Source organism: Mangrovicoccus sp. HB161399 (genome assembly GCF_013184745.1).
Classification (GTDB): domain Bacteria; phylum Pseudomonadota; class Alphaproteobacteria; order Rhodobacterales; family Rhodobacteraceae; genus Mangrovicoccus.
On sequence record NZ_JAATVU010000028.1, the window covers coordinates 71,191 to 81,954 of the forward strand.

At 69.8% G+C, this 10,764-nt stretch carries 5 protein-coding genes; 2 read left to right on the forward strand and 3 right to left on the reverse strand.

Annotated features, from left to right (window positions below):
* Positions 1 to 66 precede the first annotated feature (66 nt).
* The gene (locus tag HCC78_RS16710; protein WP_253949216.1) at positions 67 to 2,661 is read left to right on the forward strand and encodes a CheR family methyltransferase; all 2,595 of its coding nucleotides are present in this window, start codon (positions 67 to 69) and stop codon (positions 2,659 to 2,661) included.
* Positions 2,662 to 3,988: 1,327 nt separating this feature from the next.
* Complete coding sequence (locus HCC78_RS16715) at positions 3,989 to 7,819, forward strand: calcium-binding protein (protein WP_172329930.1); 3,831 nt, start codon at positions 3,989 to 3,991, stop codon at positions 7,817 to 7,819.
* A gap of 66 nt (positions 7,820 to 7,885) precedes the next feature.
* On the opposite strand, the gene HCC78_RS16720 is transcribed toward HCC78_RS16715, so the two are convergent.
* The 3 genes from HCC78_RS16720 to HCC78_RS16730 all read right to left on the reverse strand — a co-directional run bounded on the left by HCC78_RS16720 (position 7,886) and on the right by HCC78_RS16730 (position 10,641).
* The gene (locus tag HCC78_RS16720; RefSeq protein WP_172329931.1) at positions 7,886 to 9,064 is read right to left on the reverse strand and encodes an exo-alpha-sialidase; all 1,179 of its coding nucleotides are present in this window, start codon (positions 9,062 to 9,064) and stop codon (positions 7,886 to 7,888) included.
* A 73-nt stretch (positions 9,065 to 9,137) separates the two neighbouring features.
* Complete coding sequence (locus HCC78_RS16725) at positions 9,138 to 9,866, reverse strand: FadR/GntR family transcriptional regulator (protein WP_172329932.1); 729 nt, start codon at positions 9,864 to 9,866, stop codon at positions 9,138 to 9,140.
* A gap of 88 nt (positions 9,867 to 9,954) precedes the next feature.
* Positions 9,955 to 10,641, reverse strand: a complete 687-nt coding sequence (locus HCC78_RS16730; protein ID WP_172329933.1) for an SDR family oxidoreductase — start codon at positions 10,639 to 10,641, stop codon at positions 9,955 to 9,957.
* Positions 10,642 to 10,764: the final 123 nt, after the last annotated feature.

The window sequence follows — 10,764 nt, forward strand, 5'->3', positions numbered from 1 at the left end:
GCATTGAAGCCCGGCCGTTTTGTGCTAGCCATGGTGGGGTAGCAGGCAACGGTGGGAAAAGAAAGCATGGCGGCTGACACGGGTCCGGACCGGCCCGCCGGACAGATACCGCTGGTGATGGTCGGCGCCTCCGCAGGCGGGCTCGAGCCGCTGGAGACGTTCTTCGCGGCCGCGCCGGACCGGGCCGGCTGGTGCTTCGTGGTGCTGCAGCACCTGTCGCCCGACTACAAGTCGATGATGCGCGAACAGCTGTCGCGCCGCTGCCGGCTGGCGATCCGCCACATCGAGGACGGGCTGGCGCCAGAACCCGACACCATCTTCCTCAACCGCGCCGCCACGGTCGCCACGCTCGTGGACGGCGTGTTCCGCACCCGCCCGCAGGCAGCCGAGGACGGCATCCTGCACCTGCCGATCGACGCGATGTTCGCCTCTGCCGCGGACCGGCCGCCCGAGACCACGGCCGCGGTCATCCTGTCGGGCTCGGGCAGCGACGGCACCCGCGGCGCGCAGAAGCTGCATGCGGCAGGCGCGCTGGTGCTGGCGCAATCCCCCGCCGAGGCCGCCTTCCCGTCGATGCCGCAATCCGCCATCTCGGCGGAAGCCGCGGACGAAGCGCTGCGGACCGGCGAGATGCCCGACGCGCTGGCGGCGTACTTCTCTACGGGGGACCGCAGCCATGCCGGACGGCACGGGGACGACAACTTTCCCTCGAAGAGCTTCCTGAAGCTGCTCGAAGCCGCGCATGGCATCGACTTCTCCGACTACAAGGGCCAGAACGTCCGGCGCCGCATCGAACGGCGCTGCAAGCTGCATGGCCACGGGACCGCGGAGGAATATCTGGCGGCGCTGCAGGTCGATTCCGATGCGCTGGAGGAACTCTACCACGACCTGCTGATCGGGGTGACGACCTTCTACCGCAACCGCGAAGCGATCCGGGCGCTGCGGGAAAAGGTGCTCGACTTTCTTGCCGGGCAGGACGGCAGCGAGTCGGCCGCCCGCATCTGGGTCCCGGCCTGCTCCAGCGGCGAGGAGGCCTACACGATCGCCATCGAGATGTGCGAGGCCCTGGAGCAAGCCGGACGGCGGCGCAACTTCCGGATCATCGCCACCGATGTGCACCGCCGCTCGATCGACGCGGCCTCGGCGGGCATCTACCCGGCCGAGGCGATGGAACGGATGCCGCAGGACATCCGCGACCGCTATTTCGACCGGGTCCGCGACCACTATGTCGTCAATCCCGTGCTGCGGCAGAAGATCATCTTCTCGGTCCATGACGTGCTCAGCGATCCGCCCTTCATGAAGCTCGACCTGATTTCCTGCCGCAACCTGCTGATATACCTGACCGAAGCGGCGCAGGCGCGGCTGATGTCGATGTTCCTCTTCGGATTGCAGGCCAACGGCGCGCTGCTGCTCGGCACCTCCGAGAGCCTCGGCCGCTTCTCGCAGGAATTCCGTCCGCTGGACGCCCGCTGGCGGCTGTTCCGCAAGGCCACGACCCGCCGCCATCCCGACCGCAAGGTGATGCAGGCCCGGATCGGCGCGGGACCGCGCCCCGAGGCTCCGTCCCGCTCCCCAGCCGCGCCGGAACCCAGCCGGACGATCCGCGATCCGGGGGATTTCCGCAGCCGCGACGCTCTCATCCGCTGCTATGACGCGATGCTGAAGCGCCATGCGCCCTCTTCCATCCTGGTCACCGAGCACGGCGTGGTGGTCGCCTGGTTCGGCGAGGCGGCGCGGGTGATCGACACGATGAACAACCTCGCTGAATGGACGGTCGACGAGATCGTGCATCGCGACCTGCAATTCGCGATCAATGTCGCGGCCGAGAAGCTGCGGCAGGAGCAGCTGCGCACCTATGTCCGCAATGTCGGCATCGATTTCGGCACTGGCCGCCCGGAACGCTGCGAGGTCCGGATCGAACCGCTGCAGGAGGTGCAGGGCAGCCGCCTGATGCTGGTCACGCTGGTCTTCGAAGGGGAAACGGACGCCGCCCCGCCGAAGCCGGCGCCGGAACCGCTGCCTGCCGATGCGCCGCGCGCCGAGGATTCCCGGCTGCTCGGCCGCCGCATCGCCGAGCTGGAGCGCGACCTGCGCCTGACCGAAGAGACGCTCCAGCATGTCACCGAGCGGCTCGAGGCCAGCGGCGAGGAACTGCAGGCCTCCAACGAGGAGCTGCAGGCCTCCAACGAGGAATTGCAGGCCTCGAACGAGGAGCTCCAGAGCTCGAACGAGGAGCTGCACGCCGTCAACGAGGAGCTGATTTCGGTGAGCGCAGAACACGAGCGCCAGATCGAGACGCTCTCGGAGCTGAACCGCAACATCGAGCTGGTGCTCGACACGCTGGACGTGGGGGTGATCTTCGTCGACAGCGATGCCCGGGTGCGACGCTTCAGCGAGATCATCGCCGCGCGCTTCGAACTGGAGGAACACGACGTCATGCGCTCCGTCGCGGTGATTGGCCCGCGCCTGAGCTTCGTCGACCTGCCCGCGGCGGTGGCCGAGGTGCTGGAGAGCGGCGAGCCGCGCCGCTTCGCCGGCCTTCAGGCGGGGGTCCCGCTCTCCGTGCTGCTGCGCCCGATGCTGGACGAGACCGAGCGCGGCCCGGGCAGGTTCCGGATCGACGGAGCCGCGCTGATCTTCCGCTGGACCTCCGCGGGGTGACCGTCCCGCGCGTCCCCGGCTGGCACGGCGGACCTTGCGCCAATGCCCGGACACCGGCCCGCGGTGCGGGCCCGCCGTCTGTCGGCATGGCGGGCGCGGCACCGCCGGCTCCTGCGCGAGCCGGAGCAGCTCCGTGCAGCCTCCCGTCAAGATGGGTCGCTGCCCCGCGCCCGTGAAGCCGGACCGACTGCCGCGGCTCCGGGCACAGGACGCCGATCCCCATCCCGGGGCAAATCGGCAGCTGCCGCAACCCGCTTTGGCCGCATGCGGGATGCCGCGCCGAACCGGCCCCGGCCATGCCAAGCGCCGACGCCCGCCTTGCCGCAGCAAGGCCGACGCTGGCAACGGCACCGGCCGCCCGATCTGCAGAAACCTGCTTTCGTGCCAAATGCCGGTCGCCCAGGGGCAGGGTGCGGGCTAGCGGACACTTCAGACCTGGAAAGCGCGTGCCGGACCGGACCGGCTCGATCGAACCGTTGCCACCTGGCCGCCTGACGTCCCGGCCCTGATTTCCCGCAGCCGGGCGAGACCTCTCCCTGCAAGCGCCGGCGGCGCCGGCCGACCGAAAGTTCGCCGCAGGAGCCGCTGCCACGGGGCAGCACGTCCCGCCGCTCCGGGAGAAACCGGCTGCGCAGCGAGCGGGCCGATCCGTTTGCCTCCGCCCGACAGAAGCCAACGGGCCGTCCTGCGCCCAGGCTGCGGACTCCCGCATCCGGTCCGGAAATCCGGAACGAGGGACATCACCGGCCCGCCGGATCGAGGGCTGCGCAGGCGGACATCTTCCCCGGCCCGGCCGCTGCTTCGGCAGCGACATGACCGGCATCGACCGGAAGAGGGGCACGGCCTTTTCCGCGCCGGACGCCGCACCGCGGCCCGAAGGCAGGGACCACGCGGCAGCTTGGCCTCGATCAGCCGCCCCGGAACGCGCGCTGCCGATGCCGCCCGAACCGGGGTGCGCGGACGTATCCGCCATCCAAGACGGACCCGTCTTCTCCGGTCGAGCGTCCCGCCAAGGCTGTCCCCCGGGCGGCTTTGCCCGCTCCGCTCGCTGCGTCCGGAACCGGGGGTCCTGCCAACCCGGCCCGCCCTCCTGCCGCCGGTCCGGCAGCCCGCGCCGCGGGACCCTGCCCCCGCCGGCAGAGCCGGGCAGACCCGCTCGCCTGCCCAGGCGGCGGCACCGCATGTCCGGAATTCCCGACCGCCTCCCGCGCCCGGCGCGCCGGATTGCGTGTCCGCGGACACATACCGCGCACCGCCTCCGCACCTATCACGGAAACGAGATCAATCGCGCCCGGCGGTGACCGGCCCCCGCTGAAGGAGACCCGAAATGACGACGACGACCGACACCCGCAGCGAAACCCTCCGCTTCTCTTCCGACGACCAGAGCATGTGGGCCGCCGGACCTGCCGCGGTCCTGAAGTGGGAAGAGTACTTCCCGATCATCGGCGGCGCGATGACCCGCTACACCATCCTGTCCGCAGCCATCGCCAGCGGCACCGGCAAGGTCACCGTCGATGGCGGCCGGATCAAGTACGATGCCGAAGGCAGCTATGACGGACTCGCCCGCGGCGCCACGGACACCGTCACGATCGAATACGAGGTCGAGGACCAAGACGGCAACGTCACCGCCAGGACCGCGGAGATCCGCGTGACCGGCGGCGACGGCGGGGCGGTCATCGCACATGCCGCCAGCGGCACCACCAGCACCGGGCAGATCGCCTTCTCCGCGGTGACCGCGGCCGAGATGCTGCAGGACGTCCACCATTTCGACCGCGTGGTGCCGGTCGACATCGAGTTCGACGCGCTCGGCCAGTTCGCCGACGAGATCGGCGAGATCGCGGAGGGCATCCTCGACGAAATCGACCGCAACCAGGCGAACCGCGACGCAGCCATCGCGGAGTTCGACGCGTTGGAGGACGCGCTCGACCGGGCAGAGGCGAAAGCGGGCCATATCGCCAAGACCCTCGCGCTCGCGGCCGAACGGGACGGGCTCCAGCTCGGCTACCAGGCGGCCAAGGGCAGCCATGACGCGGCCAAGGCGCTCTACGGCGCCTGGGAGGACGCGAAGGTCGAGGAGGCCGCGGCCCGCGCCGCCGAGGCTCTTGCGCTCGGCACGCTCACGGCCGCCGGCGCCGCGGTCGGCGCGGCAGAAGACGCGGTCAACTGGGCGAAGGACGCGCTGGCCACGGCCGTCGGCATCATCGACGATGTCGGCGATGCCCTCGGCAAGTTCGCCGGCGACGTGGCCTACTATGCCGAGCTCGCCGCGCTGGAGACCTCCAAGGGATTTCCCTGGAACTGGGGCTCCGACGCCCAGGCCTCCATCCAGCGCAGCATCGACGCCCTGAAACGCAACAAGGCCGCCTATGACTCGGCCCAGGCCGACAAGGCGAAGGCCGAAAGCGATCTCGACCGGTTCGCCGACCAGCTGCATGACGCCCAGGTCGATTTCAGCGACGCCCAGGCCGCGCTGAACGCCGCCAAGGCCGACACCGCCGAGGCGATCAAGGCCGCCGAGGATGCGTGGAATGCCTTCTCGGCCGAGGCCGGGGGCAAGACGCTGGGCGCGCTCGCCTCGCTGCGCGACGCGGCCTATTCGGAATACGTGCAAGCCTATTACGACTACTGGAACGCGGTGGATGACATGCACCGCGCAGGCTTTCTCCAGGGACGGGAGCCGACCGTGCTGGATACCGCGAACGCCGCGGCGGAAATTGCCGATCTGGGCACGCAGATCGCCGCCAAGCAGGTGGAGATCTGGGGCCGCGACGGCTACGACGCACTGCTCGCAGCCGCCAATGCCGCCTGGGACGCGATTTCCGACACCAACGTCAAGGCCAAGGTCGAGGTCGGCGTCGACGCCTATGCCCAGGCCGGGCTGGTGGTGGAGTTCAAGCTCGACGGCGGCTCGGTCGACACGGACATCGATTTCGACCTGACCTCGAGCGCCGCGCTCGACACGCTGGCCGACACCTTCACCATCACCGCCGAGGCGACCAACGCCACGACCGGCGAAAGCGTCGCCTTCGAGACCGCCAGCCCGAACATGACCTTCTTCGCCGGGCTGGCCTACAATGCCGGGGCGACCTTCGACATCATCGTCGATCTCTTCGCCAAGCTGGCCGGCGCCACGCTGCTGGACTATCCCGAGGGCAGCGGCCCGCTGCACCTGGTCGAGGAGGTCGCCATCGACGGCATCCTGCCGCTGATCGACTTCGACAGCCGCGACCTGGGCTTCTCGCCGGACATCCCGGGCTTCCTCGGCGACATCTTCGGCATCGACTTCCGGTTCCCGACCATCGAGACCCAGGGCAAGGCCGCGGATTTCGACATCGGCTACTACAAGGACGTGGCGGGCACGAGCCTCGAGCAGCTGGCCTCGGCAATCCTCGACCTGCTGGATCTCCGGCTGGACTACAGCCCGGAATTCAAGGAAATCCTGAAGGGCAACGGCGCCTCCACGGAGATCGGCGGCAATGACCTGGGCGCCGCGATCGTCGATGCGCTGGCGGCGGTCTTCGAAAGCCTCGACGGTTCGGGCGACACCGACGGCGACGGCTATGTCCCGATCCTGATGGTCAAGCAGGAGGCCAGCGGCTCGCTCTTCCACATCGACTCGATCGCCGACGACCTGGCCGGGCTCGACTCTCCGGAGAAGGCGAAATTCGGCTTCTACGTCGCCTCCGGCCGCTCGGGCAACGTCTTCGAGGTGACGCTGGATGTCGACCAGCTGATCGCCACGCTAGTCAATGTCGCGCTCGGCAACTCGCCCGAGACCACCGTCAACCCGCTCGACATCAGCTTCGACCTCTACGACCTGTTCGGCGACACCGGGCTTGCCTCGGACGCGGACATCGAGGCGATGAAGGAAGTCTTCAACGTCGCCTTCAGCGCCGAGCTGGCCGATCTGGACGTCCGGGCGGGCGCGGGCTTCACCCAGGACTTCGCGCTGTCGATCGACGACATCGACTACCTCGTCACGTTCGAGGACGGCACCACGGGCACCTTCAAGGCCTCCGAGACCGGCACGATCGTGTTCGGAAACGCCTCCTCGCTGGACGACACCAACGGCAACGGCAAGATCGACTACACGCTCGGACTGACGCCGGAAGCCGAGTTCTTCAACGATACCGAGGTGGCGCTGAATGTCGGCTACACGCTGGACCTGATCAAGGCACAGCTGGAGATGGCCGCCACCCTGCCGCTGTCGAAGCTGGGCATCGGGCTCGGCGACATCACCGGCTGGTCGGAATTCCTCTCGCTGGGTCCGATCCTGCGGCTCGACGGCGCGCTCGACCTCCTGTCGGCGGATGTCTTCGAGGACCGCTTCGCCTTCGACATCGGTGCGGCCGGGATCGCGGGCGCGGTCGAAATCCCCGATCTGGTCTCGGGCATCGTGCTGGCAGGCACCCAAGCGGGCGATCCGCTGACCGGCACCGCGGATGACGACATCCTGCGCGGCGGCGGCGGCGCGGACACGATCGCCGGGCTCGGCGGCGACGACCTGCTGGAGGGCGAAGACGGCAACGACGACATCCGCGGCGGCATGGGCGCCGACACGATGGACGGCGGCGCGGGCAGCGACACGATGGATGGCGGCATGGGCAGCGACTCCATGTCGGGCGGCATGGGCCGCGACGAGATGGCCGGCGGCGCGGGCAACGACCGCATGGACGGGCTGCTGGGCAACGACACGATGGATGGCGGCCAGGGCCATGACAAGATGCGCGGCGGCATGGGGGAGGACGAGCTCTTCGGCGGGCGCGGCTTCGACGACCTCAACGGCGGCGGCGGCGACGACTTCCTCTATGGCGGCCGCGGCGGGGACCGGCTGGTCGGCGGCACCGGCAACGACACGCTGAAGGGCGGTGCGGATGGCGACCTGCTGAACGGCGGCTTCGGCGATGACGAACTCCACGGCGGCGCGGGCAGCGACGAATTCGTCTTCGGCTCCGGCCAGGACATCATCTTCGATTTCGAGCAGGGCCTCGACATCGTCACGATCAAGGGCCAGGCCGGCATCTCGGGCTTCGGCGACCTCGACGGGCTGCTGTCGCAGGACGGCACCTCCGCCCTGATCGACTTCGGCGCGAACGAGCTGCGCTTCGAAGGGCTCGACCACACGCAGCTTTCCGAAAGCGACTTCGCCTTCGCCTGACCCCCCCTTCAGGCGGAGACCTGGCGGGGCTGCCTCGACGGCGGTCCCGCCCTCTTGCGTTCCGCGTCAGAGCCGCGGCAGCCGGTCCCGCCAGCCGGGAGCCAGGCGGACATGCTTGATGGCGCGGCGGTGGAAGGTGTAGCTCAGGTGGAGGCAGCCGTCGGGCGTCTCCAGCAGCCAGGGATAGGACAGCTCGCGGTTCTTTCCGTCGACCGAATTGTTGCTCAGGCAGGTGCCCGGCCCGTCCTCCACCAGGTAGCGCCAGGGGAAGCTGCGGCCGTCATCGTCCGAGAGGCACAGCGCCACCGGCGCGCGCTCCACGCCCCAGATAGGCACGCAGCCCCCGGCCGTGTCGGCATCGGGGCGGCCGTCCTCCTCGCCCAGCTCGTCATAGAGCGAAGCCCGGCGGCTCTGCGACATGGAGGCATTCACCGGATTGCAGATCATCGCGATCTCGCCCGAAGCCAGACGCGCGGCCGCGATCGAGGAGTTGTTGTTGGGCACGTCCACCACTTCGGGCACGCTCCAGCCGCTGCCGTCCGGCCCCGCCGCGGCGCGGTGGACCGCATCGGACTGGCGGCGGCGGAAGAAGGCGGCGAAGCCGTCCGGGGTCGCGACCGGACAGGTATGGACGCAGCCCGTCGACTCCGGCAGCACCTCGAGCGCCCAGCTTGCGCCCTGGTCACCGCTGACCGCGACCGCGGCAAGGTCATGGCTGCCGGTCCATTTCTGGCCCTCGCGCGGCACGCAGAGGAACAGCGGCAGCAGCCAGCCGCCATCCGGCAGGAGCTGCACGCCCGCCCGCACGAAGCTGCCGCGCGGCAGGTCCAGGAACCGGCCCTCGCCCGCGCGGATCCGATCGCCGTCGAGATGCAGCTCGGCCATCCGCACGCGGCAGGTGTCCTGGTTGCCCGAGGCCTGCGAGGTGTGGAACAGCCGAAGCCGCCCGTCGGGGGCGGCGAAGATCACCGGGTTCTGTTCGGAATGCGCGGCGTCGCCGCTGAGCTGCGCGACCGGCCCCCAGCCCGGCGCGCCGGGGCGCAGCACGGCGGCGCGGATGCAGATGTCGGACTTGCCCTCCAGCGATCCGCCGAACCAGGCGCAGATCACCGTGCCGTCCGGCAGCCCCGCCAGGAAGCTCGCATGGTTCTGGACGGCCGGCGAGGGCAGGAACGCCTCCTCGCGCCCCTCCTCGACCAGCCGCAGCGTTCCGGTCATGTCCCGGGCAATCTCTTCGACAAGCATGGACCATCCTCCTCTTTCCCCGGGAACAGGCCACGGCACGGCGCCGATGTCAAACAATTTGTAAGGTTGTAACCTACTTGTAATTCCCCATGCGGAGATCGATGAAGCCGCCGCCGAACAGCCGGTCGCGCGACTCCGTCAGATGGGCGCGCATCAGCTCGCCCGCGCGGGCCGCGTCGCGCGCCTCGATCGCCGCCTTGATGCCGGTATGCTCGTCCAGGACGCGGCGCAGCGCTTCGGCCCCGTCGGTCATCAGCGACTGGCCATGCATCTTCATGCCGACATTGATGTGCTCGCGCAGCGCCCGCATCGTCGCCTCGAAATACTGGTTGTTGGCGGCCCGCGCGATGCCGAGATGGAAGGCGAAATCGGCATCCTCGCGGTGCTGCATCGACCCGGTGGCGTCGCGCAGCAGCTGCAGCGCATCCTCGATCGACTGCAGCGCGGCCGCGTCATGGCGCTCGGCCGCGAGCTGCGCCGCCTCGGTCTCGATCACCAGGCGGAACTCGTAGCAGCGCTGGATGTCGGCCAGGGTCTCCACCTTGGCGAAGCCCATCGGCGCCGAGACCGGCAGGCGGACATAGCTGCCCGCGCCCTGGCGCGAATAGATCAGCGACTCCTCGCGCAGCCGGTCCATCGCAGCACGCAGCACCGGCCGCGACACCCCGAATTCCTGCGCCAGCGCGGTTTCCGCCGGAAGTTTCTGGTTCGACGGATAGTCGCCGTTGGAAATCCTCGTGTAGAGCAGGTGATAGACCTTGTCGGCCAGCGTGCCTTTCGCCCGGGCGCGTTCCTCAGCCATGTTCCTCTCCCGCCTGCGGTTTGCGACGTCCCGTTCTAGCGGACCTGCGAACTTGTCCGCAACTTGGAAACACCTCTGCGGACACGCGTCAGAGCGACCCGCCGCCGCAGATCACGATGCTCTGCCCGGTGATCGCCCCGGCATGCGGCGAGAGCAGGAAGGCAGCCGTGCCCGCGACCTCCCCTGGCTGCACCATCCGGCCGATCGGCGGCAGCTTCGGCCGTTCGGAAGCCCGCGCCGGATCGCGCAGCATCGGCGTGTCGGTCGCGCCCGGCGCCACGATGTTGACGGTGATGCCCCGGGGCGCGAGCTCCGCCGCAGCTGACCGCACCAGCCCGGTCAGCGCCGCCTTCGACGCCGCATAGAGCGCCCGGCCCGCCGCCCCCTGCGCAACCCGGCTGCCGATGGCGACGATCCGGCCGCCCGGCTCCATCCGCGGCGCGCAGCCGCCGATCAGCCGGGCCATGGCATCGACGTGCAGCCGCCACATGGTCTCGCCCGCGGCATGGTCGAAACTGTCCAGCGGCCCGACCCGCAGGAGCCCGGCGGCATGGACCACCGCGCCGAAGGGCGGCAGCCCGGCCAGCGCGGCAGACAGCGCCGCCCCGTCGGCCAGGTCGGCGGCTTCGTGGACATAGCCCGGCGGCGGCTCCTGCGGCGCGCGGCGGCTCATGCCGGTCACCTGCCAGCCCTCCCCGGCCAGATGCGCGGCAACCGCCGCGCCGATGCCGGAACTTGCGCCGGTGACGAGGACCCTCTTTTCCGTCCCGCTCACCGCCCGCGCTCCGCTTCGAGCCTGCGCCACCGTATCGAGGACGCGAGTGCTGCTGCTATGAACGCTGCTCCGAGGAGTCCCGTCACGGCCTCGTTGATGTGGACGAGGGTCTGGGCGAACATG

What these genes read in the sequence shown, in the direction of transcription:
- HCC78_RS16715 (WP_172329930.1), top strand. Translation starts at nt 3,989, where the DNA reads ATGACGACGACGACCGACACCCGCAGCGAAACCCTCCGCTTCTCTTCC.
- HCC78_RS16710 (WP_253949216.1), top strand. Translation starts at nt 67, where the DNA reads ATGGCGGCTGACACGGGTCCGGACCGGCCCGCCGGACAGATACCGCTG.
- HCC78_RS16725 (WP_172329932.1), bottom strand. Translation starts at nt 9,866, where the DNA reads ATGGCTGAGGAACGCGCCCGGGCGAAAGGCACGCTGGCCGACAAGGTC.
- HCC78_RS16720 (WP_172329931.1), bottom strand. Translation starts at nt 9,064, where the DNA reads ATGCTTGTCGAAGAGATTGCCCGGGACATGACCGGAACGCTGCGGCTG.